Annotated in this window: 27 protein-coding genes and 1 tRNA gene; 3 read left to right on the top strand and 25 right to left on the bottom strand. The window is 61.2% G+C overall.

The features are described 5' to 3' along the window. Position 1: 1 nt before the first annotated feature. A tRNA-Lys gene (locus tag NKH06_RS27545) sits at positions 2-77 on the bottom strand. A 258-nt stretch (positions 78-335) separates the two neighbouring features. On the opposite strand from NKH06_RS27545, the gene NKH06_RS27540 reads away from it, so the two are divergent. Continuing rightward, complete coding sequence (locus NKH06_RS27540) at positions 336-821, top strand: BA14K family protein (RefSeq protein WP_023812969.1); 486 nt, start codon at positions 336-338, stop codon at positions 819-821. 96 nt (positions 822-917) lie between these two features. Here NKH06_RS27540 and NKH06_RS27535 read toward each other — a convergent pair whose 3' ends face one another. From NKH06_RS27535 to NKH06_RS27460, 16 genes are all read right to left on the bottom strand, one after another. Then, positions 918-1,397 carry a DUF6882 domain-containing protein gene (locus NKH06_RS27535; RefSeq protein ID WP_352442608.1) on the bottom strand — a complete coding sequence of 160 codons (480 nt, stop codon included), beginning with the start codon at positions 1,395-1,397 and terminating at the stop codon, positions 918-920. Positions 1,398-1,431: 34 nt separating this feature from the next. Further along, the gene (gene glpK / locus NKH06_RS27530; RefSeq protein ID WP_352442607.1) at positions 1,432-2,925 is read right to left on the bottom strand and encodes a glycerol kinase GlpK; all 1,494 of its coding nucleotides are present in this window, start codon (positions 2,923-2,925) and stop codon (positions 1,432-1,434) included. A gap of 97 nt (positions 2,926-3,022) precedes the next feature. Beyond that, positions 3,023-4,747: an ABC transporter substrate-binding protein gene (locus tag NKH06_RS27525; RefSeq protein WP_352442606.1), complete on the bottom strand. Its 1,725-nt coding sequence runs from the start codon at positions 4,745-4,747 to the stop codon at positions 3,023-3,025. A gap of 79 nt (positions 4,748-4,826) precedes the next feature. Further along, positions 4,827-5,108, bottom strand: a complete 282-nt coding sequence (locus NKH06_RS27520; protein ID WP_352442605.1) for a DUF2160 domain-containing protein — start codon at positions 5,106-5,108, stop codon at positions 4,827-4,829. Between the two features lie 2 nt (positions 5,109-5,110). Further along, on the bottom strand, positions 5,111-6,034 hold the full coding sequence (locus NKH06_RS27515; RefSeq protein ID WP_027036701.1) for a carbohydrate ABC transporter permease: 924 nt from the start codon (positions 6,032-6,034) through the stop codon (positions 5,111-5,113). 1 nt (position 6,035) lies between these two features. Next, complete coding sequence (locus NKH06_RS27510) at positions 6,036-6,902, bottom strand: carbohydrate ABC transporter permease (protein ID WP_023812975.1); 867 nt, start codon at positions 6,900-6,902, stop codon at positions 6,036-6,038. Continuing rightward, positions 6,903-7,970, bottom strand: a complete 1,068-nt coding sequence (locus NKH06_RS27505; protein ID WP_023812976.1) for an ABC transporter ATP-binding protein — start codon at positions 7,968-7,970, stop codon at positions 6,903-6,905. Positions 7,971-7,980: 10 nt separating this feature from the next. Beyond that, positions 7,981-9,060: an ABC transporter ATP-binding protein gene (locus NKH06_RS27500; protein WP_352442604.1), complete on the bottom strand. Its 1,080-nt coding sequence runs from the start codon at positions 9,058-9,060 to the stop codon at positions 7,981-7,983. Positions 9,061-9,102: 42 nt separating this feature from the next. Continuing rightward, complete coding sequence (glpD, locus tag NKH06_RS27495) at positions 9,103-10,629, bottom strand: glycerol-3-phosphate dehydrogenase (protein ID WP_352442603.1); 1,527 nt, start codon at positions 10,627-10,629, stop codon at positions 9,103-9,105. A gap of 125 nt (positions 10,630-10,754) precedes the next feature. After that, positions 10,755-11,522, bottom strand: a complete 768-nt coding sequence (locus NKH06_RS27490) for a DeoR/GlpR family DNA-binding transcription regulator (protein ID WP_127258922.1) — start codon at positions 11,520-11,522, stop codon at positions 10,755-10,757. Positions 11,523-11,601: 79 nt separating this feature from the next. Then, complete coding sequence (locus tag NKH06_RS27485; protein WP_352894696.1) at positions 11,602-13,011, bottom strand: pyridoxal phosphate-dependent decarboxylase family protein; 1,410 nt, start codon at positions 13,009-13,011, stop codon at positions 11,602-11,604. A gap of 101 nt (positions 13,012-13,112) precedes the next feature. Further along, positions 13,113-13,844 (bottom strand): proteasome-type protease, encoded by a 732-nt coding sequence (locus NKH06_RS27480; protein ID WP_023812981.1) that lies wholly within the window; start codon positions 13,842-13,844, stop codon positions 13,113-13,115. A gap of 132 nt (positions 13,845-13,976) precedes the next feature. Beyond that, positions 13,977-14,771, bottom strand: coding sequence for a transglutaminase family protein (locus tag NKH06_RS27475; protein WP_352442601.1), 795 nt, complete (start codon positions 14,769-14,771; stop codon positions 13,977-13,979). 85 nt (positions 14,772-14,856) lie between these two features. After that, positions 14,857-15,798: an alpha-E domain-containing protein gene (locus NKH06_RS27470; protein WP_023812983.1), complete on the bottom strand. Its 942-nt coding sequence runs from the start codon at positions 15,796-15,798 to the stop codon at positions 14,857-14,859. A gap of 141 nt (positions 15,799-15,939) precedes the next feature. Further along, positions 15,940-17,352, bottom strand: coding sequence for a circularly permuted type 2 ATP-grasp protein (locus NKH06_RS27465; RefSeq protein ID WP_352442600.1), 1,413 nt, complete (start codon positions 17,350-17,352; stop codon positions 15,940-15,942). Between the two features lie 171 nt (positions 17,353-17,523). Then, complete coding sequence (locus tag NKH06_RS27460; protein WP_010909609.1) at positions 17,524-17,760, bottom strand: Lrp/AsnC family transcriptional regulator; 237 nt, start codon at positions 17,758-17,760, stop codon at positions 17,524-17,526. Between the two features lie 266 nt (positions 17,761-18,026). Here NKH06_RS27460 and NKH06_RS27455 point away from each other — a divergent pair, with 266 nt between their 5' ends. Beyond that, on the top strand, positions 18,027-18,446 hold the full coding sequence (locus NKH06_RS27455; RefSeq protein WP_023812986.1) for a DUF4864 domain-containing protein: 420 nt from the start codon (positions 18,027-18,029) through the stop codon (positions 18,444-18,446). A 4-nt stretch (positions 18,447-18,450) separates the two neighbouring features. Here the strand turns inward: NKH06_RS27455 and tgt are convergent, their stop codons facing one another. From tgt to coaD, 7 genes are all read right to left on the bottom strand, one after another. After that, positions 18,451-19,581 carry a tRNA guanosine(34) transglycosylase Tgt gene (gene tgt, locus NKH06_RS27450; protein ID WP_023812987.1) on the bottom strand — a complete coding sequence of 377 codons (1,131 nt, stop codon included), beginning with the start codon at positions 19,579-19,581 and terminating at the stop codon, positions 18,451-18,453. Then, entirely contained in the window at positions 19,574-19,747 is a 174-nt protein-coding gene (locus tag NKH06_RS27445; protein ID WP_023812988.1) for a hypothetical protein, read from the bottom strand. The genes tgt and NKH06_RS27445 overlap by 8 nt, the downstream gene beginning before the upstream one ends. Beyond that, on the bottom strand, positions 19,737-20,825 hold the full coding sequence (gene queA / locus NKH06_RS27440) for a tRNA preQ1(34) S-adenosylmethionine ribosyltransferase-isomerase QueA (RefSeq protein ID WP_352442599.1): 1,089 nt from the start codon (positions 20,823-20,825) through the stop codon (positions 19,737-19,739). The genes NKH06_RS27445 and queA overlap by 11 nt, the downstream gene beginning before the upstream one ends. Then, positions 20,825-21,274, bottom strand: a complete 450-nt coding sequence (locus tag NKH06_RS27435) for a DMT family transporter (protein WP_352442598.1) — start codon at positions 21,272-21,274, stop codon at positions 20,825-20,827. The genes queA and NKH06_RS27435 overlap by 1 nt, the downstream gene beginning before the upstream one ends. Before the next feature lie 12 nt (positions 21,275-21,286). Then, positions 21,287-21,799 carry a peptidylprolyl isomerase gene (locus tag NKH06_RS27430; protein ID WP_352442597.1) on the bottom strand — a complete coding sequence of 171 codons (513 nt, stop codon included), beginning with the start codon at positions 21,797-21,799 and terminating at the stop codon, positions 21,287-21,289. A 41-nt stretch (positions 21,800-21,840) separates the two neighbouring features. Beyond that, on the bottom strand, positions 21,841-22,335 hold the full coding sequence (locus tag NKH06_RS27425) for a peptidylprolyl isomerase (RefSeq protein ID WP_245273275.1): 495 nt from the start codon (positions 22,333-22,335) through the stop codon (positions 21,841-21,843). 109 nt (positions 22,336-22,444) lie between these two features. Next, positions 22,445-22,945 carry a pantetheine-phosphate adenylyltransferase gene (gene coaD / locus NKH06_RS27420; RefSeq protein WP_023812993.1) on the bottom strand — a complete coding sequence of 167 codons (501 nt, stop codon included), beginning with the start codon at positions 22,943-22,945 and terminating at the stop codon, positions 22,445-22,447. Positions 22,946-23,267: 322 nt separating this feature from the next. On the opposite strand from coaD, the gene NKH06_RS27415 reads away from it, so the two are divergent. Next, positions 23,268-23,420 carry a hypothetical protein gene (locus NKH06_RS27415; protein WP_081714296.1) on the top strand — a complete coding sequence of 51 codons (153 nt, stop codon included), beginning with the start codon at positions 23,268-23,270 and terminating at the stop codon, positions 23,418-23,420. Between the two features lie 70 nt (positions 23,421-23,490). Here the strand turns inward: NKH06_RS27415 and gyrA are convergent, their stop codons facing one another. Beyond that, on the bottom strand, positions 23,491-26,292 hold the full coding sequence (gyrA, locus tag NKH06_RS27410) for a DNA gyrase subunit A (protein WP_352442596.1): 2,802 nt from the start codon (positions 26,290-26,292) through the stop codon (positions 23,491-23,493). Positions 26,293-26,369 lie beyond the last annotated feature (77 nt).

Here is a 26,369-nt window from a genome sequence, read left to right as displayed (position 1 = left end):
TTGGTGAGCGCGATGGGATTCGAACCCATGACCTACTGATTAAAAGTCAGTTGCTCTACCGGCTGAGCTACGCGCTCCCGCGGGCGAAAGGCGGCCCTCGAAATTGCGCGGAACATAGGGAGAGTGCCTCGACCGGTCAACCGGAAAAAGAGGGCTCGCAAACACGGGCGGCTTCGCCCTGTCGCGACACTTGCCAGCCGCGCCATCGGTGGGAGAACAGCCAAGGGAACACTGGCATTTCTGCCCGACAGCGGCATCCAGTCTGGGGAACAATTGTATGCGCCGCTCGTTTTCCCGGCACAGGGACGTCCGCCAAACTATCGAGGAGAAGACCAATGAACAGAATCACAACGAGCCTGCTGGCGGCCACTCTCTCCGTCACATTCGTTGCGGCGGAGGCGGTGTCCGTTAATGCCCAACCGAACTATGTGCCGCAATCCCAGGTCGCGGTGCCGGATGTGCAGACAGTCCAGTACCGGGAGTGGCGTAAGGACCGCCACAATCGCAATTTTTCGCGTGACCGCAGTTTTTCGCGTGACCGCAATTTTTCCCGCAATCGCGGCGCATATTGGAACGGCCATCGCGGCTATCGCGAATATCGCCCCGGCTACCGTCGTCACGGCGATTATTGGTTCCCGCTTGCCGCCTTCGCTACTGGCGCGCTGATTACCGGCGCAATCATCAACAACGAAAACAACCGCGTCTACGGAGGCAACGCCCACGTCCAATGGTGCTACGACCGCTATCGCAGCTACCGTGCTTCGGACAACACGTTCCAGCCGAATTACGGCCCTCGCAAGGAGTGCCGTTCGCCTTACTGATCAAGGCGCGTTTAAGTAGCTGATATGCGTTAGTGGAGCTCGCGCCGGCAACGGCGCGGGCTTTTGATCCTTTGGCCGGAAGACGAACAGTTGCCGTCAGCTTGCCCAGTTGATGCTCTTGAGCATCAGATAAAAGCCACCGCCGTCCTCTCTGCTGGGACAACGATAGATACCCAACCCATTGCAGATACGGGCCATCACCGCACTGAGTTCCCAACCAACCACTTCCAGCGCACTGTCCGCATCCGTCGCATAGGCTTGGGCCAGTTCGTCGATGCCATTCTGCTCTCCGAAGGATCGGACTAGCTTTGCATCGCTGAGGAGCTCGCTGGGCAGGCTGGAATTTGCCCAAGCCCACAGCCAGTTTCCGGCCTCCGTGCTCGTTGAGCCGACAATCTGGATTTCGGTGACGACCTTGGCGACCCCGTCTTGCGAGAACAGAAGCGTTCCGGCCGTCAGGTCATAGTCATAGCGCAACCAGCTACCGAGGTGGAGATCTTTTTTCAAGCGTGCATTCTTGGCCTTCAGCTGTTCGATAGCCTCGTCGCGCCAAGCAGGATACCAGTCTGGCTGCATTCCTCGCGCCCCATCACCCGCCACTGATGGCTGTTTATGACACGCTGAGCGTCCTGCGCACAGCATCGCGCCAACCAGCGAGCTTGGCTGCGCGCACGGAGCCATCCATGTCCGGCTTGAAGCGCCGTTCGAGTGCCCAACTCTTCGCAAACTTCTTGGCATCCGGCCACACACCTGCCTTCGAGCCAGCCAGCCAGGCGGCACCGAGCGCCGTCGTCTCCAGAATGGTCGGGCGGTCGACCGGTGCATCGAGGATGTCGGCCAGACGCTGCATCGTCCAGTCCGACGCCACCATGCCCCCGTCGACCCGCAGCACGGTCTTGGCAGAAGCACCCTTCCAGTCCTTGCGCATGGCGTCGAGCAGGTCGCGTGTCTGGTAGGCGACGGATTCGAGCGCGGCGCGGGCAAACTCCGCCGGACCGGAATTGCGCGTCAGCCCGAAAATGGCACCGCGTGCCTCCGCGTCCCAATGCGGTGCACCGAGCCCGACAAAGGCCGGCACCAGGTAGACGTTTTGGGTCGGATCGGCTTCATCAGCCAGTTTGCCGCTCTGCTCGGCCTTGCCGATCACCTTGATGCCATCGCGCAACCATTGGACCGCTGCACCGGCAATGAAGATCGAGCCTTCCAGTGCATAGGTCGTCTTGCCGTTCAGCCTGTAGGCAATGGTGGTCAAGAGCCGGTTCTTCGAGCGCACCAGATCGCTGCCGGTGTTGAGCAGCGCAAAACAGCCAGTGCCGTAGGTCGATTTCATCATGCCCGGCTCAAAGCAGGCCTGGCCGATGGTCGCCGCATGCTGGTCGCCAGCGACACCGAGGATTTTAATCTCGGCACCAAAGAGATTTTTCTCCGTGATTCCATAATCATCGGCGCAGTCCTTCACCTCGGGAAGCATTTTTGCCGGGATGTTGAGGATCGACAGCAGCTCGTCGTCCCAGGCATTCTCAGCGATGTTGTAGACCAGCGTGCGCGAGGCGTTGGTGGCGTCTGTGGCGTGAACCTTGCCGCCGGTCAGCCGCCAGATCAGGAAACTGTCGATGGTGCCGGCGAGCAGTTCGCCTTTCTCGGCGCGTTTTCTGGCGCCCTTCACCTTGTCCAGCATCCAGGCGATCTTGGTGCCGGAAAAATAGGGATCGAGCAGCAGCCCGGTTTTCTTAGTGAATGTCTTCTCCAACCCTTGCTTCTTGAGTTTCTGGCACAGCGGCGCGGTGCGCCGGTCCTGCCAGACAATGGCATTGTGGATCGGCTTGCCGGTCGCTCTGTCCCAGATGACCACGGTTTCGCGCTGATTGGTGATGCCGATCGCGGCCACGTCGGAAGCATTCCGGCCGGCCTTCTTCAGCGCCGCCTTCACGGTCGACACCACACTCGCCCAGATATCCTCGGGATCGTGCTCGACCCAGCCGGAAGCCGGATAGTGCTGGGCGAATTCCTTTTGCCCGCTGCCGGCGACCTTCATCTCGCCGTCGAACAGTATCGCCCGGGTCGAAGTCGTGCCCTGGTCGATGGCAAGGATATATCCGGTCATTATGCCTCCCCGCTTTGTCTTTTACACAAACAGGGGAGACGGCAAGATGCCGCCTCCCCCAATGTCACACGGGCGCAGACGCCCGCTTAGAACAGTCTTACTTTTGCCAGCTCTTCACCAGCTCGTCGTAATTGATGGTGACCGGCTTTTCCTTCTCGTTCTCGATCTTCAACTGAGGAGCGAGATTGCCCTTCTTGACCGCGTCGGCGTTCCAGTAGGCGAGGTCATGCTCTTCGGCCATCTTCGGGCCGATATCGCCCTGGATGCCGGCCTTTTCCAGGCGTTCCATGACCTTTTCCTGCTCGGAGCAAAGCGAGTCCATCGCCTCCTGCGCCGTCTTGGCACCCGACGACGCATCGCCGATCGCCTGCCACCAGAGCTGTGCCAGCTTCGGATAGTCCGGAACGTTCGTTCCGGTCGGCGACCACTGAACACGGGCCGGCGAGCGGTAGAACTCGATCAGGCCGCCGAGCTTCGGAGCGCGTTCCGTGAAGCTCTTGTCCTGGATCGTCGACTCGCGGATCAGCGTCAGGCCGACATGGCTCTTCTTCACGTCGACCGTCTTCGATACGACGAACTGCGCATAGAGCCAGGCGGCCTTGGCGCGATCGTCAGGCGTGGACTTGAGAAGCGTCCATGAACCCACGTCCTGGTAGCCGAGCTTCATGCCGTCCTTCCAGTAGACGCCATGCGGCGAGGGAGCAAAGCGCCATTTCGGGGTGCCGTCCGCGTTCACGACCGGCAGCCCTTCCTTGACGAAGGAGGCGGTGAAGGCGGTGTAGGTGAACATCTGCTGCGCGACCGTGCCCTGCGACGGGACGGGGCCGGATTCGCCGAACGTCATGCCTTGGGCTTCCGGCGGCGCATAGGCCTTCAGCCAATCCAGGTACTTCTGGATCGAATATACGGAAGCCGGGCCGTTGGTGTCGCCGCCGCGCGCGACGCACGAGCCGACAGGCTGCGACTTCTCGTTGACCTTGATGCCCCATTCGTCGACCGGAAGACCGTTCGGCAGGCCCTTGTCGCCATTGCCGGCCATGGACAGCCAGGCATCGGTGAACCGCCAGCCGAGCGAGGGGTCCTTCTTGCCGTAGTCCATGTGGCCATAGACCTTCTTGCCGTCGATTTCGCGGCCGGTGAAGAACTCGGCGATGTCCTCATAGGCCGACCAGTTGACCGGAACGCCGAGGTCGTAGCCGTACTTGGCCTTGAAATCGGCCTTGTTCTTCTCGTCGTTGAACCAGTCGTAGCGGAACCAGTAGAGGTTCGCGAACTGCTGGTCCGGCAGCTGGTAGAGGTCGCCGTCCGGAGCGGTCGTGAACTTGGTGCCGATGAAGTCGGCGAGGTCGAGGTTGGGATTGGTGACATCCTTGCCCTCATTCGCCATCCACTTGGTCAGGCTGCGCGCCTGCTGGTACCGCCAGTGGGTGCCGATCAGGTCGGAGTCGTTGACGTAGGCGTCGTAAATGTTTTCGCCCGACTGCATCTGCGTCTGCAGCTTCTCGACGACATCGCCTTCGCCGATCAGGTCGTGAGTGATCTTGATGCCGGTGATCGCGGTGAAGGCGGGCGCCAAGACCTTGGACTCATAGCTATGCGTATCGATGGTCTCGGAGACCACCTTGATGTCCATCCCGGCGAAAGGCTTCGCGGCATCGATGAACCATTGCATCTCGGCTTCCTGGGCGCCGCGATCGAGCGTCGACAAGTCCTTGATTTCGTTATCGAGGAAAGTCTTGGCTTCGTCCATTCCGGCATAGGCCTGGCCTGCTCCCCAGAGCAGGACAAGCGCAGTCGTTGATGTTAAAAATTGCCTTCGCATTTCGTTTCCTCCACTTTTCAAGTTTCAAGTGCGATCTGGAGCGGCCGTCGGCACGCGGTCGCTCCAACAGTTTCCCCCTCTATACGTAGCGGAACACGCCGACGGCGTAGACTACGGAGAGAGCGAGAGCCCACCACAGGTTGGGTCCGACAAGACCCAGCCAAGCGAGATGGATAAAGGCGCTGCCGAGCAGCGAAACAAAGAGGCGGTCGCCGCGCGTCGTCTCGAAGCGCAGGAGGCCGACCCGGAGATTGCCGCCAGGCGAGGCGTATTCCCAGACCGCCATGCCACAGAGCAGTACCAGGATCGTGATGAAAAAGATCGCCGTTGGCAGCGTCCATGCCATCCAGGTGAGGTTCATGGTCATACCCTCCCCAGGGCAAAGCCCTTGGCGATGTAGTTGCGGACGAACCAGATCACGAGCGCGCCTGGAAGGATGGTGAGCACGCCGGCGGCGGCCAGCACGCCCCAGTCGAGCCCGGAGGCCGAGACCGTACGCGTCATGATCGCCGCGATCGGTTTGGCGGCCGTCGTGGTCAAGGTCCGCGCGATCAGCAGTTCGACCCATGAGAACATGAAGCAGAAGAAGCAGGCCACGCCGACGCCGCTTGCGATCAGCGGCATGAAGATTTTCAGGAAGAAGCGCGGGAAGGAATAGCCATCGATATAGGCGGTCTCGTCGATCTCCTTCGGCACGCCGGACATGAAACCCTCGAGGATCCAGACCGCCAGCGGCACGTTGAACAGGCAGTGCGCCAGCGCCACCGCGATATGCGTGTCGATCAGCCCGAACGCCGAATAGAGCTGGAAGAACGGCAGCGCGAACACTGCCGGCGGGGCCATGCGGTTGGTCAGCAGCCAGAAGAAGAGGTGCTTGTCGCCGAGGAACCGGTAGCGCGAGAAAGCGTAGGCCGCCGGCAGCGCCACCGAAACCGAGATCACCATGTTCATGACGACATAGATGATCGAATTGATGTAGCCCTTGTACCAGGACGGGTCGGTGAAGATCACGATGTAGTTGGCCAGGGTCGGGCTCTTCGGCCACAGCGAAAACGCGCCCAGAATCTCCTGATTGGTCTTGAAGCTCATATTGACCAGCCAGTAGATCGGCAGCATCAGAAAGATGATGTAGATCGTCGGCACCAACCACCAGAACCGGGATTCTTCGCCGCGTCGGCGCATCAGCCGCGCAAGCTGGTCCTGCGACAATGTGCTGGCGAGCCCGTCCGAAACCGCCGTCTCACGCACTCGGTCCTGCCTCGTCGTTCCTTCGTTGGCGCCGCTCATCTCAGCGCTCCGCATCGACATTGGTCATGACGGTGTAGAACACCCAAGACAGCAAAAGGATGATCAGGAAGTAGATGATCGACATGGCGGCCGCCGGCCCGAGATCGAACTGGCCGATCGCAATCTTGACCAGGTCTATCGACAGGAACGTCGTCGAATTGCCAGGGCCTCCGCCCGTGACCACGAACGGCTCGGTGTAGATCATGAACGAGTCCATGAAGCGCAGCAGCACTGCAATCAGAAGCACGCGGTTCATCTTCGGCAGCTGGATGTAGCGGAACACTGCCCAGCGTGAGGCGCCGTCGATCTTGGCCGCCTGGTAGAAAGCATCGGGGATCGAGACCAGTCCGGCGTAGCAGAGCAGAACGACGAGGCTTGTCCAGTGCCATACGTCCATCAGGATGACCGTCACCCAGGCATCAGTCGGATCGTTGACGTAGTTGTAGTCGAAGCCGAGCGCCGACAGCGTGTAGCCGAGCAGGCCAATGTCGATGCGGCCGAATACCTGCCAAATCGTGCCGACGACGTTCCACGGGATCAGCAGCGGCAGAGCCATCAGCACCAGGCAGACCGGCACGCCCCAGCCTTTCTTTGGCATGTTGAGAGCGATGAAGATGCCGAGCGGAATCTCGATGGCGAGGATGGTTGCGGAAAAGATCAGGTTGCGGACCATCGACAGCCAGAAGCGTTCCGACTCCAGAATTTCGGTGTACCAGTCCGAGCCGTTCCAGAAGAAGACGTTGTTTCCGAACGTGTCCTGCACCGAATAGTTGACCACCGTCATCAGCGGGATCACCGCCGAGAACGCCACCAGCAGGAGGACCGGCAGCACCATGAACCAGGCCTTGTTGTTCCAGGTCTTCTCCATCTAGGCCTCCATCTCGACACGCCAGGAATCGGCATAGATGTTGATGCCGGCCGGGTCGAACCGCACCTTCGGATCGGCGGGCAGGGTCTCGTCCTCACCGATCACGGCAGAAATATCGCGGCCTTCGAGCTTGGCGCGCACCACCTTGTGGCGGCCGAGATCCTCGACCTTGCTGACCTGCACGGCCATGCCTTCGCGGCCGAGCCGGACATATTCGGGACGGATGCCGAGCTCGACGGCGCCGCTGCCTGCCTTTGGCGCGCCCGGCAGTTCGATGCGCTGCGAGCCGAGTGTCGCCGTCTTGCCGTCGATTGCCACCGGCATGACGTTCATGCCCGGCGAGCCGATAAAATAACCGACAAAGGTATGGCGTGGCCGTTCGAACAATTCGGCCGGTGTGCCGATCTGCACGATGCCGCCATCATACATGACCACGACCTGCTCGGCGAAGGTCAGCGCCTCGGTCTGGTCGTGGGTCACATAGACCATGGTGTAGCCAAAGCGGCGGTGCAACTGCTTCAGCTGCGAGCGCAGCACCCACTTCATGTGCGGATCGATGACGGTCAGCGGCTCGTCGAACAGGATGGCGTTGACGTCGGAGCGCACCAGCCCGCGGCCGAGCGAGATCTTCTGCTTCTGGTCGGCGGTCAGGCCCCTCGCCTTCTTCTTCGCCCAGGACGCCAGATCGATCATCTCCAACGTCTCGCGAACCTTGCGGTCGACATCGGCTTCCGGCACGCCGCGGTTGCGCAGCGGGAAGGCCAGATTATCGTAGACGGTCATGGTGTCGTAAATGACCGGGAACTGGAACACCTGCGCGATGTTGCGCTCCTGCGTCGATAAATTGGTCACGTCCTTGCCGTTGAACAGCAACTGGCCGTGCGAGGGGTGCAACAATCCCGAAATGATGTTGAGCAGCGTGGTCTTGCCGCAACCGGAGGGCCCGAGCAGCGCATAGGCGCCGCCGTCCTCGAAGACATGATGCACTTCCCGCAGCGCGAAATCGGCATCCTTCTGCGGGTTCGGCAGGTAGGAATGTCGGACATGGTTGACGTCGATGCGTGCCATCTCTTTGCCCTCAAGCCGCCAGCTTCGACGCAGTCACGGCGCTGCCGTGCTCGTCGAAAACCATGATGTGGCGCGGATCGATGAACACCTCGACCACCTCGTCTGGCTCGAAATGCCTGATACCATGGGTCAGCATGACCCAGCGCGCATCGGCGAAATCGAGATGGATGAAGCTCTCCGATCCGGTGATCTCGGTGATCGTCACCTTGGCACGCACCGGCACCGCCGCCGCATTGGGCCGCTCGAGCGACAAGTGGTGCGGCTGAAAACCGATCGTATAGATGGCGTCGGCAATGCCGGAGAGTTCGGCCGGCACCGGTAGGTTCACGCCGCCCTCGAGCAGGAAATCCCGACCCTTCTTGGCGAGCACGATGGTGTTAAGCGGCGGATCGGAAAACGTCCTGGCTGTCACCAGATCTACCGGCTTGCGGAACACCTCGATGGTCGGTCCGAACTGGGTGATCTTGCCTTGCGAAAGCGTCGCCGTGTTGCCGCCAAGCAGCAGGGCCTCGTGCGGCTCGGTGGTGGCGTAGACGAAGATGGTGCCGGCGGCGGCGAATATCCTGGGCAATTCGGCGCGCAGTTCCTCGCGCAATTTGTAGTCGAGATTGGCGAGCGGTTCATCGAGCAGGACCAGGCTGGCGTTCTTGACGATGGCGCGCGCCAGTGCGGTGCGCTGCTGCTGGCCGCCGGACAGGCTGAGCGGCGTGCGGTCGAGATAGGGTGTCAGCTTGAGAAGTGCGGCGGCTTCACGTACCTGGCTGTCGATCCTGGCCTGCTCGATGCCAGCTACCCGCAGCGGCGAAGCGATGTTCTCATAGACGGTCATCGCCGGATAGTTGATGAACTGCTGGTAGACCATGGCGATCTTGCGCTTCTGCACCGGCACGCCGGTGACATTCTGACCGTCGAACCAGATCGAACCGGAGGTTGGCACATCGAGGCCGGCCATCAGCCGCATCAAGCTGGTCTTGCCCGAAAGCGTCGGTCCGAGCAGGACGTTGAGCGAGCCGTGCTGGAGCGTCAGCGACACGTCGCTTATATGCTCGACCGCACCGACCGTCTTGGTGACGTTTCTCAGTTCCAGCATGACGCCTCCTCCCAGGCCTTCCGCATCAGCTCAAACCCCTCTTCATTCGGCAGCCGCGACATGGCGCCGGCTTATGCCGCGCATGAATTCATCGAGCGCCGCCACCTGCTCGCGGCTGAGATGCAGACCGCGCTTGGTCCGGCGCCACAATACATCTTCTGATGTCACGGCCCATTCGTTTTGAACGAGATAGCGCACCTCGGCCTCATAGAGATCGGCGCCGAAGTTGCGGCCGAGATCGACGTTCGATTTGGCCAGCCCCAACAGCATCCTCGCGCGGGTTCCATAGAGCCGGGTCAACCGGCGAGCCAGGCGCGCGTCGAGGAATGGATAAGCGGTTTTCAATTTCGTCACTTCGGCATCGAAACCGGTGGCCGGGAAATCGCCGCCCGGCAGTGGCGCGTTTGCCGTCCACGGCTTGCCGCGCTTGCCGAGAAAACCCTCGATCTTTTCCAGCATCGATTCCGACAGCCGGCGATAGGTGGTGATCTTGCCGCCGAAGGCGTTGACGATCGGGGCGGCGCCCTCGCCGCCATCGGCCTTGAGCACATAGTCGCGCGTCGCTTCCTGCGCCTTGGAGGCGCCGTCATCATAGAGCGGACGGACGGCCGAATAGGTCCAAACGATGTCCGAGCGCTTGACGGGTTGGGCGAAATATTCGCTTGCCGCGGCGCAGAGATAATCGATCTCGGTGTCGCTGATCTTCACGTCATGCGGATCGCCGGGATAATCCTGGTCGGTGGTGCCGATCAGGGTGAACTCTTCCTCATAGGGAATGGCGAAGATGATGCGGCCATCCTTGTTCTGGAAGAAATACGCGCGTGGATCGTCGAACTTCCTGGCGATGACAATGTGGCTGCCCTGCACGAGACGAACATTGTGCACATCGTTGAGCCCGACGACGCCGGACAGCACATGATCGACCCAGGGGCCGGCGGCATTGACCAGCAGTCGCGCCTTGATCTCCTCGGTCTCGCCGGTCTGCAGATCCTCGATCTGGATTGCCCACAGGCCGTTTTCGCGGCGCGCGCCGGTCACTTTCGTGCGGGTGCGAACCGTGGCGCCGCGGTCGGCGGCATCACGTGCGTTCAGCGCCACCAGCCGCGCGTCATTGACCCAGCCATCAGAATATTCGAAGGCCTTCTTGAACAGCGGCTTCAAAGGCTTACCGGCCGGATCCCTGGCCATGTCCAGCGTCCGGGTCGCGGGCAGCAATTTGCGCCCGCCAATGTGGTCGTAGAGGAAGAGACCGAGCCTGATCAGCCAGGCCGGGCGCAGGCCCTTGGCATAGGGCAGCACGAAGCGCATTGGCCAGATGATGTGCGGCGCGTTCTTCCACAAAACCTCGCGCTCCATCAGCGCCTCGCGCACCAGGCGGAATTCGTAGAATTCGAGGTAGCGCAGGCCGCCATGGATCAATTTGGTCGAACCCGAGGAGGTTCCGCTGGCGAGGTCGTTCATCTCGGCGAGAAACACGGAAAAGCCACGACCGACGGCATCACGGGCAATGCCGCAGCCATTGATGCCGCCACCTATGACGAAAATGTCACGGATTGGAGATGCGTCCACAATTCCTCCAACGATTTCGCATTGCACCATTTTTGGGCTTTTACGAAACCGTGTCGGAATTATTTCGAAATGATAACGAATGTCAAACGAAATATCACGAGCGCGTGATATCGGGTGAAAACCGCCTAGGCGAGCGACGTCTCGATCAGCTGAACCTCGGCCTCCTGGCAGATCTTGCGCACCGACGGGATGTCGCAACGATCGGTAATGAAGGTGTTGACCTGCGACAGATGGCCGATGCGCACCGGTGCGGTTCGCTCGAATTTGGTCTGGTCGGAAACCAGGATGACATGCCTTGCATTGGCGATGATCGCCTGCGCCACCTTGACCTCGCGAAAATCGAAATCGAGCAAGGCGCCGTCATGGTCGATGGCGGATGCACCGATCACCGCGTAGTCGACCTTGAACTGCCTGATGAAGTCGACCGCCGCCTCGCCGACCACACCGCCATCGGAACCGCGCACAACCCCGCCGGCGATCACCACCTCGATCGAGGGATATATACGCATCCTATTGGCAACATTGATGTTATTGGTGATGACCATGAGACCGTTGTGATCGAGCAACGCCTTGCTGACCGACTCTGTCGTGGTGCCGATGTTGATGAACAGCGAGGCATTGTCGGGAATCAACCTGGCGGCCGCACGGCCGATCGCCTCCTTTTCGTCGGCGGCGATCTTGCGTCTCGCCTCATACTCCATGTTCTCGATGCCGGAGGGATACAGCGCGCCGCCATGGATGCGCGAGAGCAGCCGCTGGTCGCACAAATCGTTGAGATCCTTGCGTATGGTCTGCGGCGTCACATTGAAGTGGGTGGCCAGATCATCTACCAGCACGCGGCCATGATCCTTGGCCATCTGGATAATCTCGGCATGGCGTGGCGACAGATACATGGGGCAACCTCCCGTTTTCGTTTTTCTTGTCTATAGTCGAAAACGAAATCGATGGAAAGGCATAAGCTGGCTAACGAAATCAGCGATCCAGGCCACGTGCTACTTCAGTAATGACGACAAAAGCCGCATCGACATCGGCGGCGGTCGCCTCGAACTGTCCGACCTGGAACCGGATTGCCATCCTGTCGTCGACCCTCGTCTGCGTCAGGTAAATACGGCCATCGTCATTGATCGCATTGACCAGGCGCAGATTGTGCTCGTCCGCATCGGTTGCGGTCTTGTGTCGGAACGAGAACAACGACAGCATCGGTTCGCTGACGATTTCGAAATCCGGCTCCCTTGCCAGCCGCGCCGCCAACCCTTCGCTCCACCCGACATGATTGCGGATCATCGTGCGCAGATTTTCCAGGCCATGGGCGCGCAGCAGGAACCACAATTTCAGCGCGCGGAAGCGCCGGCCAAGCGGCACCGACCATTCGGAATAGTTGATGATGCCGTCATGACCGTGCGTCTTCAGATAATCCGGCTTGATGGCCAGCGTCCTGACATGGCTCTCGGGATCGCGCAGGAACTGGATCGAGCAGTCGAACTGCGCGCCCAGCCATTTGTGCGGATTGAAGACGATCGAATCGGCGCCTTCGACGCCTGTCCAGAAATGCCGATACTCCGGACAGATCATCGCCGACCCCGCCCATGCGGCATCGACGTGGAGATAGAGCCCATGCCGCCGCGCCACCTCTGCCACCGCGGCGATGTCGTCGGTGCCGCCGGTGCTGGTGCCACCGAGGCAAGCGATGATGCCGGCCGGCAGCATGCCCGCTTCCCGGTCGGCGATGATTGCCGCCTCGAGCGCTGCGGTGTCCATGGCGCGAAAGCGGCCGCCGACCGGAATGCGCACGAGATTGTCCTCGCCGATGCCTGACACCCAGATCGCCCGGTCGATCGATGTGTGCACCTGATCGGAGGAATAGATGCGCAGCCGCGCCTGCCCTGCCAGGCCTTGTTTGTTGCCTTGCCACTCGAGTGCCCGCTCGCGCATGGTCAGCACCGCGGCCAGTGTCGCCGACGAGGCTGAATCCTGGATCACCCCGGAAAACCCTTCGGGCAGGCCGAGCGCCTGGCGCATCCAGTCGACGGTGCGCGTTTCGAGTTCGGTCGCCGCCGGCGACGTTTGCCAGAGCATGCATTGCGCGGCCATCGCCGAAACCAGATATTCCGCCACCACCGAGACCGGCGCCGCATTGGCCGGGAAATAGGCGAAGAAACGCGGATGCTGCCAATGCGTCATTCCCGGCAGGATCTTCTCTTCGAAGTCGGCGAAGATCCGGTCCATCGGTTCGGCGTCTTCGGGCGGCGAAACCTCAATGCTTCCAGAAATGGCGCCGGGTTCTACCAGTGGCCGCACGGGGCGGTCGCGCAGATTGTTGCGATAGTCAGCGCCCCAGTCGGCGGCGCGCCGCGACCATTGCCGGAAATCATCGCTGTTCATCCTGTCCTCCCGACATGATCGACCGCCACCATCCATCGCGGCTGGCCTCCTTATTAATTAACGCGTGAAATATATGCAACCAGCAACGGATGCCGCACGCCTCAGCCGGGGAAATCCGGCAGGCTGGCAAAGGCCGTCTTCAGCGCATTCGACCAGCCGTCGGAGATCGTGCGGTAGTACTGGTCATCCTGGCCGATCCGCTTCTTCAATCCGACCTTGAAGGCGTCCTTCTCCAGGAAGAGCAGGTCGAGCGGCAAGCCGACGGACAGGTTCGACTTCAACGTCGAATCGAACGACACCAAAAGCAGCTTCACCGTCTCGGCCAGGCTCATCGTCCTTTCGTAGGCGCGGATGATGATCGGCTTGCCGTATTTGGTCTCGCCGATCTGGAAAAACGGCGTGTCATCGGTCGATTCGATGAAATTGCCTTCGGGATAGATCATGAACAGGCGCGGCTCGCTGCCCTTGATCTGACCGCCGAGGATGAAGGACGCATTGAAATAGGAATCCGCCTTTTCGCCAGCGGGTGACGAATTGGCGATGACCTCCTTGACCGTGTCGCCAACAATGCGGACCGTTTGGTACATCGACGGCGTTTCGAGCACCGTAGAATGCCTTTCGGAGATCGCCTTGGTGCGCTCGTCGAGCAGGCTGACCACGGCCTGCGTCGTCGCCAGATTGCCCGCCGACATCAAAACGATGACACGCTCGCCCGGCTCTTCCCAGACATGCATCTTGCGAAAGGTGGAGATGGAATCCATGCCTGCATTGGTGCGCGTGTCCGACATGAACACGAGCCCGCGGTCGATCTTCAGGCCAACGCAATAGGTCATGGAATCTCTTCTAGAGCAATTCCAGGAAAAGTGTGAAGCGGTTTTCCGTGCGGAATTGCGTTAAAACAAGGGGATAGAGCGGTTCGGCGTTCCTTGAAACGATGAATCGCTCGGCAGCAATCGTGCGGAGGATTACTGCTCCACCGTGACGGTGACCGCAAGCCGTTCTTCCGCCTGTCCCAGCCGAATTCCCGACACCGGCGTGGCGTCGCGGTAATCGCGGCCCGTTGCCACCTTTACATAACGCTCGTCGGGTGAAATGCCATTGGCGGCATCAAAGGCAACCCAGCCGAGACCCGAGACATGCGCTTCGGCCCAGGCATGGCTGGCCGCCTGCTCGACCGTGGCATCCAGCATCAGATAGCCGCTGACATAGCGAGCTGGAAAGCCCATGGCGCGGGCGGCGGCGGCAAAGATATGGGTATGATCCTGGCAGACCCCGGTCTTGAGCGCCAAGGCTTCCTCCGCCGGCGTCGTCGCGTTGGTGGTGCCGGGCGTGTAGGCGACGCGTTCGCCGATGATGGCCATCAGCCGGTGCAGCCTTTCAATGTCGCTGCCCTTGCCGACCGACGCGGCGAGATCGCGAACACCGCTGCCGATCGTCGTCAATGGTGTCTCATGGCTGTACAGCCAGAGCGGCGTAAAGCCCTGGTGTGGTCCCGAGACACCCGCGGTGTCGCGCGTCACCACTTCGCCTGATGCTTCCACAGTGATGAAGTCGCGCTCGCCCTCGACGCTCAACAGCCTTGTGTCGTTGCCGAAATGGTCGACGAAGCGGACCTCTTCGCGCGCGCCTTCGATCGCCAGAGCCCAGGACAGAATGGTCTGCGTCGATCCGCTGACCGGAAGCAGCCGCAGCCGCTGCAACAGATAGTGCACCGGCGTATCGTAACGGTACTCGGTCCGGTGGGTGATCTTCAGCCGCATGCTTCTATTCCGTTTGTGAGCACGATCTCCGGACAAACGGTTTCCATTTGTCTGAGAAAACCGGCTCCACCTTTCGGTACCATGCTCAATTGAACCGATAATCTTGTGCGATCTCTTCGCCCAGCTTGGTGTTGTCGCGAATGAAATTGGCCAGGAACTCATGCAGGCCGGCGTCGAATATGCCCTTGATCGACCCGGCTCTCAGCATTGTCTGCGTCTTCTCGGCCGTTGCGTGGCAGGCATGGCGCTCGCCGTAATCGTCACCGAGGAATTTCAGATGCTCCGACAGGAAGCGATAGCAGAACATCAGCGAGCGCGGCATCCGGACATTGAGGATCAGATAATCGGCAATGTTGGTCGGCTTGTAATCGGCGTCGTAGACCCAGCGATAGGAGCGATGCGCCGAGACCGAACGCAGGATCGATTCCCACTGATAATTGTCGAGCGTCGAGCCGACCCAGGAGATCGACGGCAGCAGCACATAATATTTCACGTCGAGGATGCGCGCCGTGTTGTCCGCGCGCTCGACATAAGTGCCGAGCTGCGAGAAGTCGAAGATCTCGTTGCGCAGCATGGTGCCGTAGAATGAGCCGCGGATCAGCGCCGTCTCGCGCTTGATGGCGTCGAGCACGCTGGGTAGGTCGCGCTCGTCGATCGGCCTGGCCAGCATCCGCTTCAGCGACATCCAGGCTTCGTTGATGCTTTCCCAGGTTTCGCGCGTCAGCGCGGTACGCACCATGCGGGCATTGTTGCGGGCCGTCTCGATCGACGCCATCGTGCTCGACGGGTTCGACGTGTCGCGCAACAGGAAGTCGGCGACATTGGCGGCGGTATAGTCAGAATATTTCTGGCTGAAGGTGACGTCGGAACCGGCGCTGAGCAGCACCGAACTCCACTCTTCCGAGGCGCTCTGCGTGCGGGTCAGCGCCATGCGCAGGCCGGCATCGACCAAGCGCGCCATGTTTTCCGCCCGCTCGATATAGCGGTTCATCCAATAGAGCCCGTTGGCGGTGCGGCCTAAAAGCATTGAATTGGCCCCTCGGGCTAGTGAGTAGGGAATAGGCAGTAGGGAATAGTAAGAGTTTGAATCTCAATGGAATATGGCATTTCCTGTCCTCTGCTTCCACTACTGCCTGCTGCCTACTGCCTAATTCCTTACTCACTCACTTCAATCATCCAGCACCCACGTATCCTTCGTCCCGCCGCCCTGCGAGGAATTGACCACCAGCGAGCCTTCCTTCAGCGCGACGCGGGTCAGCCCGCCGGGCACGATCTGGATGCGGTCGGAGACCAGCACATAAGGCCTGAGATCGACATGGCGCGGCGCCAACCCCTTTTCCGTCAGGATCGGGCATGTCGACAGCGCGAGCGTCGGCTGGGCGATGTAATTCGAAGGTTTTGCCTGGAGTTTCTTGGCAAACGTCTCGCATTCCTTCTTGGTTGCTGCCGGCCCAACCAGCATGCCGTAGCCGCCGGAACCGTGCACTTCCTTGATCACCAGTTCGTCGATGTGTTCGAGCACGTATTTCAGGCTGTCCGGCTCCGAGCAGCGCCAGGTTGGGATGTTGCCCAGGATCGCCTTGCGGCCGGTGTAGAATTCGATGATCTCGGGCATGTAGGAATAGATCGCCTTGTCGTCGGCAATGCCGGTGCCCGGCGCGTTGGCGATGGTGATGTTGCCGGCCCGATAGACATCCATGATGCCGGGTATGCCAAGTGCGGAGTCCGGCCGGAAGGTCAGCGGGTCGAGGAAGGAATCATCGACGCGGCGGTAAAGCACATCGATCTGCTTGTAGCCTTCGGTCGTGCGCATCGCGACATGCCCGTCGACGACCCGCAGATCCTGGCCTTCGACCAGTTGCACGCCCATCTGGTCGGCGAGGAAGGCGTGTTCGAAATAGGCGGAGTTGAAACTGCCGGGCGTCAGCACCGCAATGGTCGGCGGACCCTTTGTGCTTTGCGGCCGCACCGCCGCCAGCGACTGGCGCAGAAGCTGAGGGTAGTTTTCCACCGGCCGCACCTTGATCTTCTGGAACAGCTCGGGGAACAGCTGCATCATCGTCTCGCGGTTCTCCAGCATATAGGAGACGCCCGACGGTGTGCGCGCATTGTCCTCCAGCACGTAGAATTCGTCCTCCGAGATGCGGACGATGTCGACGCCGATGATATGGGTGTAGACGCCGGCCGGCGGCCTGACCCCGATCATCTCCGGCAGGAAGGCCTCGTTCCTGGCGATCAATTCCCTGGGGACGCGCCCTGCGCGCAGGATTTCCTGGCGATGATAGATGTCGTCGAGGAAGGCGTTCAGCGCCTGCACGCGCTGCTCTATGCCCTGCGTGAGGCGCCGCCATTCATTGCCTGAAATGATGCGGGGAACGATGTCGAACGGGATCAGCCGCTCGGAGGCTTCCTGCTCGCCATAAACGGCGAAGGTGATACCGGTCTTGCGGAAGACGCGTTCGGCGTCCTGCATCTTCTCGGTCAACCTGGCTGGGTCCTGCTCCTTCAGCCAGCGATCATAAGCCGAATACGGTCTTCTCAATCCGGAGACTTCCGGAAGCATTTCATCGAACGCTGCCAATCGCATACTCCCCTGTGACGCCATTTCACTGGCGTCGCCGGAGAAAATCAAGCGCAATCGGTGATTTGGGAGATACGGGCGATCAGTATGTTGCGCCTGCCTAAAATTGAGGCAGGTGAAATATGACCTTGGTCAGCCTTTGCCTCGTGCCCGGGCAAATGCGTTTGCCAGCTAGAAAGCGCGGAACGTGACGACGGTGAACGTGTCCTTGATGCCGGGGAGAATCTGCACCTTTTCGTTGACGAAATGGCCGACGTCTTCCTCGTCGTCGACGTAGAATTTGGCGAGCAGATCGTAATTGCCGGCGGTGGAGTAGATTTCCGAGGCGATCTCGGCATCGGCAAGCGCGCTGGCAACCTCATAGGATTTGCCGAGCTCGCATTTGATCTGCACGAAAAACGCCTTCATGGCTTCGTCCCGCTAAACGTCCAAGTCCAGCGGCCCTTCTGGCAGACTGGAGGCGGGCTTTCAAGCGCTGGAATCCGTACTCAGCCGGCCCAGGCCTGGGCTGCAACCTCCCGCAGCCCCTACACCAGCATGCAATCTGCCGCCGATCGCCAGCGATTATTCGCAATCGCTGAAACCGCGATGCGCTGCCAAGCGTATGTTATGATGCGTCTTCGGACAGCACCATTTTTGAGGGAAGATATTTCGCGGGATAACGGAGACAGGCCATGCGCCACGCCTTTTTCGCAATCGCAGTCGTTCCATTCCTCTTTGTATCGTCGGCATTGGCCGGCGATGCCGAGATCAAGGCGGGCCAGTCCGTCATCGACAGTCAGCTAGAGGCCCTCATTGCCGATGACGGCGCCACTGCCTACAGCTTCGCCGCCCCGAATGTGAAGCGGATCTTCCCGACCGTCGACGCCTTCATGAACATGGTGACCAACGGCTATCCGCCGGTGCGCAAGCCGCGGACCTATTCCTTCGGCAAGGTCGAGGAGACGGCTCCGGGTTCGATCGTCCAGCAGGTGCTGATCGTCGGCCCCAACGGCAAGGACTACGAGGCTGTCTACACGTTGCAGCAACAGCCCGACGGCACGTTCCAGATCACCGGTTGCAGCCTGCGCGCCTCGAATTCGCTCAGCACTTGAGGCCTCACAGCAACGGGATATCGCCCCTTGCCCAGCCCTCGGTGATTTCCGCGCCGCGCGCCTCGAAGGCGCCGGCCTCGATCGCAGCGCGGATATCCTGCATCAGCTTTTGATAGTAGGAAAGGTTGTTCCAGGTCAAAAGCATGGCGCCAAGTGCCTCCTGTGAGCGCACCAGATGATGCAGATAGGCGCGTGAGTAGTCCCGGGCGGCAGGGCAGTCGCTTTCCTCGTCGAGCGGCCGCGGATCGTCGGCATGGCGGGCGTTGCGCAGATTGACCTTGCCGCGCCTTGTATAGGCAAGGCCGTGGCGGCCGGCCCGCGTCGGCATTACGCAGTCGAACATGTCGATGCCGCGCGCCACCGATTTCAGGATATCATCAGGCGTGCCGACGCCCATCAGATAGCGCGGCTTGTCCGCTGGCAATTCCGGACAGGTGATGTCGAGCATTTCGAGCATCACCGCTTGCGGCTCGCCGACGGCCAGGCCGCCAACCGCGTAGCCCTTCAGCTCCATCGCGCTCAGCGCCTGCGCCGAACGCACCCTGAGCGCTGCGTTGTCGCCGCCTTGCACGATGCCGAACATCGCCTTGCCCGGCTGATCGCCGAACGCCGTCTTGCAGCGCTCGGCCCAACGCAGCGACAGCTCCATGGCGCGCTCGATCTCCTTCATCTCGGCCGGCAGCGCCGTGCATTCGTCGAGCTGCATCTGGATGTCGGAATCAAGCAGTCCCTGGATCTCGATCGACCGCTCCGGCGACATCTCGTAGGCAGCGCCATCGATATGCGAACGGAAGGTGACGCCCTTTTCGGTCAGCTTTCTCAGCTTCGACAGCGACATCACCTGGAAACCACCGCTGTCGGTCAGAATCGGATGCGGCCAGCGGGCGAACTCGTGCAGGCCACCGAGCCGCGCGACGCGCTCGGCGCCGGGCCGCAGCATCAGATGATAGGTGTTGCCCAGGATGATGTCGGCGCCGACACCGCGCACCTGGTCCATATACATCGCCTTGACGGTGCCGCCGGTGCCGACCGGCATGAAGGCCGGCGTGCGGATTTCGCCGCGCGGCATGTCGATCACGCCGCGTCGCGCCTTGCCGTCGGTTGCCAGAACCTTGAAGCTGAACGGCTTAGCCATTGAATTCCTTGTCGTGGACCGGGGCGTCCGGCGCCTGATTGTCAAGCGACTGGCGGTAGTGGATGCCGCGCATGGTGGAATCGCGGTGCTGGCGAATGCCCGCGCGCAGTTTTTTCACTTCCGCGACCAGCGCATCACGGTCAAAGGCTTGCAGATCATCGTCCATCGCTCGTCTCCGCTCGGAAAAGCAGGCTTGCGTCGCCATAGGAATAGAATCTGTAGCGGCTCTCGATGGCATGCGCATAGGCCGCGCGCATCGTGCCGAGGCCGCTGAAGGCCGAGACCAGCATGAACAGCGTCGAGCGCGGCAGATGGAAATTGGTCATCAGCACGTCGGCGGTGCGAAAACGGTAGCCGGGCGTGATGAAGATATCGGTCGGACCGGACCACGCAGCCAGAGTACCGTCCTCACGCGCCGCACTCTCCAGCAGACGCAGCGAGGTCGTGCCGACAGCGACGATGCGCCCGCCCCTTGCTCTTGCGGCATTCAGGGCGTCCGCAGTGGCTTCGCTGACCGAACCGGTCTCGGCATGCATCTTGTGGTCGGCGGTATCGTCCGCCTTCACCGGCAGGAACGTGCCTGCGCCGACATGCAAGGTGACGAAGCGGCGTTCGATGCCCTTGCTGTCAAGCGCTGCAAAAAGCTCCGGCGTGAAATGCAGGCCCGCTGTCGGAGCCGCAACGGCGCCTTCCTCGCTTGCATAGATGGTCTGGTAGTCGGCCCGGTCGCGTTCGTCGTCGTCGCGTTTCGAGGCGATGTAGGGCGGCAGCGGAATGTGGCCGACCGCGTGCAGCGCCTCGTCGAGGAACGGCCCCGACAGATCGAAGCCAAGCAGCGCTTCGCCGCCCTCGCCTTTCTCGATCACCGTGGCGTCGAGCTGACCGAGGAAACAGGAATTGCCGTCATGGCCGAAATGGATACGGTCGCCGGCTGCGATGCGCTTGCCCGGCCGCATGAAGGCCAGCCAGCGGTCCGGCGCCATGCGCATATGCAGCGTGGCTTCGACCTGCGCCGTCGCCTCACCCCGCCGCCGGATGCCTTTGAGCTGCGCTGGAATGACCTTGGTGTCGTTGAACACCAGCACGTCGCCGGCCCTGAGCAACGATGGCAGGTTGCCAACCGTCCGGTCGTCGAGCGCCTCGCCCGGCTTGACCACCAGCATCTTGGCGCTGTCGCGCGGCTCCGCCGGGCGAAGCGCGATGCGCTCCTCCGGCAAATCGAAGTCAAAGAGATCGACGCGCATCAGTAGAGCCGGACGAGCAGCGCTCCGACCAGCAGCAGCACCGCGCCGGCGATGCGACCGAGCGAGATTTCACGCACCGCGACGCCGAGGAAGCCGATGCGGTCGATGAGCATGCCGGCCAGCAACTGGCCGGCGACCAGAAACGCCATCAGCGCGGCCGCACCGATGCGTGGCGTGAGAATCGTCGACAGCGTGACATAGAAACCGCCCAGCATGCCGCCGGCCACGAACAGCCAGGGCGCCGGCGCCTTCCAGTCGAGCGAGATGCCCTGCAGCTTCACCACCGTGACGGAAATAATGCCGAGCACGATCGCGCCCGACAGGAACGAAAACGCAGCCGCCGCGACCGGGAGGCCCAGGCCGCGCGCCAGTTGCGAATTGATCGGCGCCTGAATGGCAATGAAGGCGCCGGACAGGATGCCGAGAAGCGACCAGACGACGCCCATCATTGTCGTTTGCCCTTACTTGACGTCGGCCGCGACCTTCAGCGAGACGATCTTGTCGGGATCCTGCACCGGCTCGCCGCGCTTGATCTTGTCGACATTGTCCATGCCTTCGATGACCTGGCCCCAGACCGTGTACTGACGATTGAGGAAGGCGGCATCGTCGAAGCAGATGAAGAACTGCGAATTGGCCGAGTTCGGGTTCTGCGAACGGGCCATCGAGCAGGTGCCGCGAGCATGGTTGGCGTTGGAGAATTCAGCCTTCAAATCCGGCTTTTCAGAGCCGCCCATGCCCGCGCGGGACGGCGCGAAGGAAGGCTTGCTGGAATTGCCGAACTTGACGTCGCCGGTCTGCGCCATGAAACCCTCGATAACGCGGTGGAAGACCACGCCGTCATAGGCGCCTTCCCTGGCCAGTTCCTTGATGCGGGCGACATGGCCCGGCGCCAGGTCGGGGAAAAGTTCGATGACCACATTGCCCTTGGTCGTTTCCATGATGAGCGCGTTCTCGCGGTCCTTGATTTCGGCCATGTCAGATATCCTTTTTCAGAAAAACAGAGTTATTCGACAATTTACTTGTCGGCGGCGATGCGCACCTTGATCATCCGGTCGGGATCGGTGACCGTGCCGTTGTCCGCCTGGTCGCCCTTCTTGATGTGATCCACCAGTTCCATGCCGCTGACGACATTGCCGACGATCGTGTACTGGCCATCGAGGGGCGGTGCCGGAGCGAACATGATGAAGAACTGCGAATTGGCCGAATTGGGGTCCTGCGAGCGGGCCATGCCGACCACGCCGCGCTTATAATGTTCGGTCTGTGAGAATTCGGCGGGCAGGTCGGGCAGGTCGGAACCGCCGGTGCCAACGGCCTCGGCGCTGAAACCCTTTTTCATATTGCCGAACTTGACGTCGCCGGTCTGCGCCATGAAGCCGTCGATGACGCGGTGGAAGGCGACGTTGTCATAGGCGCCTTGGCGCACCAGCTTCTTGATCTGCTCGACATGCTTTGGCGCCAGATCGGGCCTCAGCGCAATGGTGACGTCGCCGTCCTTCAGCGTGATGATCATTGTGTTTTCCGGGTCGGCGGCGAAAGCCGAGACCGACGCAGCCACAAGACCGGCGAGCACGACAAGGAACGAGGCTAGCTTTTTCAGCTGCATGGTTTTCTCCGAAAACTTACTTCTTGAACTTGGCTGTGAGCGCGCCGGCAACCGCCGCCGGCACGAAGGGGCGAATGTCGCCGCCCATCGAGGCAATCTGGCGGACAAGTGTGGCGGTAATGGTGCGTACCGAAGGACTGGCGGGCAGAAAAACCGTCTGCAGTTCAGGCGCCATGGTCTCGTTCATGCCGGCCATCTGCATCTCATAGTCGAGGTCGGTGCCGTCGCGCAGGCCGCGGATCATGATCGAGGCGCCGTGCTTCCTGGCGGCGTCGATGACCAGCCCGTCGAAGGCGACGACCTTGATGCGGGCACCATCGCTGCCGAATTCCGTCTTCGTCGCCGTCTCGATCAGCTTCACCCGCTCCTCGAAGGAAAACAGCGGCTGCTTGCCCGGATGGATGCCGATCGCCGCATAAACGATATCGGCCACGGCCAGCGAGGCCTTCAGCACATCGAGATGGCCGTTGGTCAGCGGGTCGAAGGAGCCGGCATAGAGGGCGATGCGTTCAGTCATGGCTGGTGCTTCTAATGCATGATCCCAAAAAGTGGAAACCGGTTTTTGCGGACAAACGGTTTTTCGTTTGTCCTAGAGATCATGCTCAAATGAAAGCTAGAGCCTGTTCCATCTTCCGTCCATCAAGATGGAACAGGCTCTAGCGAGCCTCTCTCGCAAAGGCAAATCCGATCGGCGCGCCGGCCATGAACCTTTTCCGGCACATGAACGACAGATGAACACGCTGATCACAAAGCCTTCACGCAGCGTTCACTAGGTTGCACCTTAATAAGATGAAACCAAAATCCCATCTATCCGTTGTTAGGCGCAGGAGAACACGCACATGCTGATCTACATGCTCGCCACCGCAATGACCGTCGCCATGCTGATCGCCACCGTCTTTGGGCTGCATCAGGAGGCACAACGCATCCGCGTCAAGGCAAACACCAAGCGCTTCGAAGGCTTCGGCCCGCGCAAGCCATATCGCCACTACTGATAAAGCCTGAACTTGCTGCCGCGCCGGCCAACTGGCCGGCGTTGCTATGTCAAAAACCTGGGTTCCGGACTTAGTCCGCACCGTCCGGACCGGCGTCAGGCGCCGCAGCGGCATCGGCGCCGCCCTCGACGGTCTCTTCGCTTTCTTCGTCCGCTTGCGGTTCCGAGATCCGCTCGACCGAAACCACCTTTTCGCCTTCAGCCGTGTTGAAGATGGTAACGCCCTTGGTGGCGCGGCTGGCGAAACGAATGCCGTTGACCGGCACCCGGATGACGGTGCCGCCGTCCGACACCAGCATGATCTGGTCGTCATTGCCGACCGGGAACGTCGCCACCAGCCTGCCGATCTCGGCTGCCTTCGACACGTCGGTGGCGCGGATGCCTTTGCCGCCGCGTCCGGTCAGCCGGAAATCATAGGACGACGAACGCTTGCCGTAGCCGAATTCGGTCACCGTCAGCACGTACTGTTCGTGCGCCTTGAGCTCTTCGTATCGGCTGTCGGAAAGCTCCGTCTCCTCCCCGATCTCCTCATTGGTCAGCGCGATCTCTTCCTCTTCGCCGGCCGTTTCCGTGGCCAGACGCCGCTCCGCCGCCGCGCGCTTCAGGTAAGCGGCGCGTTCCGCCGGCGAAGCATCGACATGCTCTATCACCGACATCGAGATGATGCGGTCGGTCTCGGCCATGGTTATGCCACGCACGCCGACCGAATTGCGGCTCTGGAAGACGCGCACGTCGCCGACGGAGAAGCGTATGCACTGGCCGGAACTGGCGGTCAGCAGCACGTCGTCCTTGTCGGTGCAGGTCTCGACGCCGAGGATCTCGTCGCCTTCTTCCTCCAGCTTCATGGCGATCTTGCCGTTGCGGTTGACCTGGACGAAGTCGGATAGATCGTTGCGGCGCACGGTGCCACGCGTGGTGGCGAACATCACGTAGAGCTCGCCCCAGCTGGCCTCGTCCTCCGGCAGCGGCATGATGGTGGTGATGCGCTCGCCCTGCTCCAGCGGCAGCATGTTGATCAGCGCCTTGCCGCGTGACTGCGGATTGCCGATCGGCAGCCGCCAGACCTTTTCCTTGTAGACGATGCCGCGCGAGGAGAAGAACAGCACCGGCGTATGGGTGTTGGCCACGAACAGCCGAGTGACGAAATCCTCTTCCTTGGTCGACATGCCCGAGCGGCCCTTACCGCCGCGGCGCTGCGCCCGGTAGAGCGACAGCGGCACGCGCTTGATGTAGCCGGAATGGCTCACCGTCACGACCATGTCCTCACGCTGGATCAGGTCCTCGTCTTCCATGTCCGAACCGCCCTCGGAGAGTTCGGTGCGGCGCGGCGTGCCGAACTCGTCACGCACGGCGGCAAGCTCGTCCTTGACGATCTGCTGGACACGCGCGCGGGACGACAAAATGTCCAGATAATCGATGATTTCGGCGCCGATCGTGTTCAACTCGTCGGCGATCTCGTCGCGGCCGAGCGCGGTCAGGCGCTGCAGGCGCAGTTCGAGGATGGCGCGCGCCTGTTCCTCTGACAGATTGTAGGTGCCGTCTTCATTGATCCGATGACGCGGGTCATCGATCAGGAGGATCAAAGATTCCACGTCGCCAGAGGGCCAGCGCCGCTCCATCAACTGCTCACGCGCCGTCTGCGGATCCGGAGCGGTGCGGATCAGCTTGATGATCTCGTCGATATTGGCGACGGCGATGGCGAGACCGACCAGCACATGGGCGCGGTCGCGCGCCTTGCGCAGCAGGAATTTCGTCCGCCTTGTGATCACCTCCTCGCGGAAGGCGACGAACGCCTTCAGCATATCGGTCAGGTTCATCACTTCCGGTTTGCCGCCATTCAGTGCCACCATATTGGCGCCGAAAGAGGTCTGCAGCGGCGTGAAGCGATAGAGCTGGTTGAGGATGACGTCGGCAACGGCGTCGCGCTTCAACTCGATGACGACGCGGTAGCCCTGGCGGTCGCTCTCGTCGCGAATATCGGAAATGCCCTCGATGCGCTTGTCGCGCACCAGTTCAGCCATCTTCTCGATCATCGACGACTTGTTCACCTGGTAGGGAACTTCGGTGATGATGATCGACTCGCGGTCATTGCCGCGCTGTTCGATGTTGACCTTGCCGCGCATGACGATGGAGCCACGGCCGGTCGAATAGGCGTTGTAGATGCCCGAACGGCCAAGCACGATGCCGCCGGTCGGGAAATCCGGTCCCGGAATGATCTCCATCAACGCCGGCAGGTCGATCGCCGGATTGTCGATGAGGGCGATGGCGCCGTTGCAGATTTCGCTGAGATTGTGCGGCGGGATGTTGGTCGCCATGCCGACGGCGATGCCGCCCGAGCCGTTGACCAGAAGGTTGGGAAACCGTGCCGGCAGAACCTTCGGTTCGCTGCCCGACGCGTCATAAGTGTCCTGGAAATCGACGGTATCCTTGTCGATATCCTCCAGGAGCTCGTGCGCGACCTTGGTCAGGCGCGCTTCCGTGTAGCGCATCGCCGCAGGCGGATCGCCGTCGATCGAGCCGAAATTGCCCTGCCCGTCGATCAACGGAACGCGCAGCGACCAGTCCTGTGCCATGCGCACCAAGGCATCATAGATGGAGGCGTCGCCATGCGGATGGTATTTACCCATCACGTCGGCGACAGGACGCGCCGACTTCACATATTTGCGGTTCCAGTGGTAACCGCTCTCATGGGCGGCGAAGAGAATGCGGCGATGCACCGGCTTGAGGCCGTCGCGCACGTCCGGCAGCGCACGGCTGACGATGACGCTCATGGCGTAATCGAGATAGGAGCGCTGCATCTCCTCGACGATGGATATCGGCTCGATGCCGGTGGGGCCGCCGTCGGCGCCGCGCGGTGTCTTCTGGTCGGTCAAATCGGATCACAATCTAATCAGGAATCACTTGGTGCTTATATAGGAAGCAAGGCTGAAACTCCAACATTCCCAGCACT

Origin of the sequence: Mesorhizobium sp. M1342 (assembly GCF_040317955.1) — a bacterium.
Lineage (GTDB): Bacteria > Pseudomonadota > Alphaproteobacteria > Rhizobiales > Rhizobiaceae > Mesorhizobium.
Note: the sequence above shows the minus strand (reverse complement) of the source record. Positions and strands in the feature narration are given on the sequence as shown.

Bases quoted from the DNA above. Each gene is read 5' to 3' on its own strand.
- coaD (WP_023812993.1), bottom strand. From the start codon at position 22,945: ATGACTGAACGCATCGCCCTCTATGCCGGCTCCTTCGACCCGCTGACC.
- NKH06_RS27515 (WP_027036701.1), bottom strand. From the start codon at position 6,034: ATGAGCGGCGCCAACGAAGGAACGACGAGGCAGGACCGAGTGCGTGAG.
- NKH06_RS27525 (WP_352442606.1), bottom strand. From the start codon at position 4,747: ATGCGAAGGCAATTTTTAACATCAACGACTGCGCTTGTCCTGCTCTGG.
- NKH06_RS27475 (WP_352442601.1), bottom strand. From the start codon at position 14,771: ATGCGGCTGAAGATCACCCACCGGACCGAGTACCGTTACGATACGCCG.
- NKH06_RS27415 (WP_081714296.1), top strand. From the start codon at position 23,268: ATGCTGATCTACATGCTCGCCACCGCAATGACCGTCGCCATGCTGATC.
- NKH06_RS27520 (WP_352442605.1), bottom strand. From the start codon at position 5,108: ATGAACCTCACCTGGATGGCATGGACGCTGCCAACGGCGATCTTTTTC.
- NKH06_RS27445 (WP_023812988.1), bottom strand. From the start codon at position 19,747: ATGGACGATGATCTGCAAGCCTTTGACCGTGATGCGCTGGTCGCGGAA.
- NKH06_RS27480 (WP_023812981.1), bottom strand. From the start codon at position 13,844: ATGACCTATTGCGTTGGCCTGAAGATCGACCGCGGGCTCGTGTTCATG.
- NKH06_RS27425 (WP_245273275.1), bottom strand. From the start codon at position 22,335: ATGATCATCACGCTGAAGGACGGCGACGTCACCATTGCGCTGAGGCCC.
- NKH06_RS27505 (WP_023812976.1), bottom strand. From the start codon at position 7,970: ATGGCACGCATCGACGTCAACCATGTCCGACATTCCTACCTGCCGAAC.
- NKH06_RS27430 (WP_352442597.1), bottom strand. From the start codon at position 21,799: ATGGCCGAAATCAAGGACCGCGAGAACGCGCTCATCATGGAAACGACC.
- NKH06_RS27490 (WP_127258922.1), bottom strand. From the start codon at position 11,522: ATGTATCTGTCGCCACGCCATGCCGAGATTATCCAGATGGCCAAGGAT.
- NKH06_RS27500 (WP_352442604.1), bottom strand. From the start codon at position 9,060: ATGCTGGAACTGAGAAACGTCACCAAGACGGTCGGTGCGGTCGAGCAT.
- NKH06_RS27540 (WP_023812969.1), top strand. From the start codon at position 336: ATGAACAGAATCACAACGAGCCTGCTGGCGGCCACTCTCTCCGTCACA.
- NKH06_RS27510 (WP_023812975.1), bottom strand. From the start codon at position 6,902: ATGGAGAAGACCTGGAACAACAAGGCCTGGTTCATGGTGCTGCCGGTC.
- NKH06_RS27435 (WP_352442598.1), bottom strand. From the start codon at position 21,274: ATGATGGGCGTCGTCTGGTCGCTTCTCGGCATCCTGTCCGGCGCCTTC.
- NKH06_RS27455 (WP_023812986.1), top strand. From the start codon at position 18,027: ATGCGCCACGCCTTTTTCGCAATCGCAGTCGTTCCATTCCTCTTTGTA.
- glpK (WP_352442607.1), bottom strand. From the start codon at position 2,925: ATGACCGGATATATCCTTGCCATCGACCAGGGCACGACTTCGACCCGG.
- NKH06_RS27485 (WP_352894696.1), bottom strand. From the start codon at position 13,011: ATGAACAGCGATGATTTCCGGCAATGGTCGCGGCGCGCCGCCGACTGG.
- tgt (WP_023812987.1), bottom strand. From the start codon at position 19,581: ATGGCTAAGCCGTTCAGCTTCAAGGTTCTGGCAACCGACGGCAAGGCG.
- NKH06_RS27535 (WP_352442608.1), bottom strand. From the start codon at position 1,397: ATGCAGCCAGACTGGTATCCTGCTTGGCGCGACGAGGCTATCGAACAG.
- queA (WP_352442599.1), bottom strand. From the start codon at position 20,825: ATGCGCGTCGATCTCTTTGACTTCGATTTGCCGGAGGAGCGCATCGCG.
- NKH06_RS27470 (WP_023812983.1), bottom strand. From the start codon at position 15,798: ATGCTTTTAGGCCGCACCGCCAACGGGCTCTATTGGATGAACCGCTAT.
- NKH06_RS27460 (WP_010909609.1), bottom strand. From the start codon at position 17,760: ATGAAGGCGTTTTTCGTGCAGATCAAATGCGAGCTCGGCAAATCCTAT.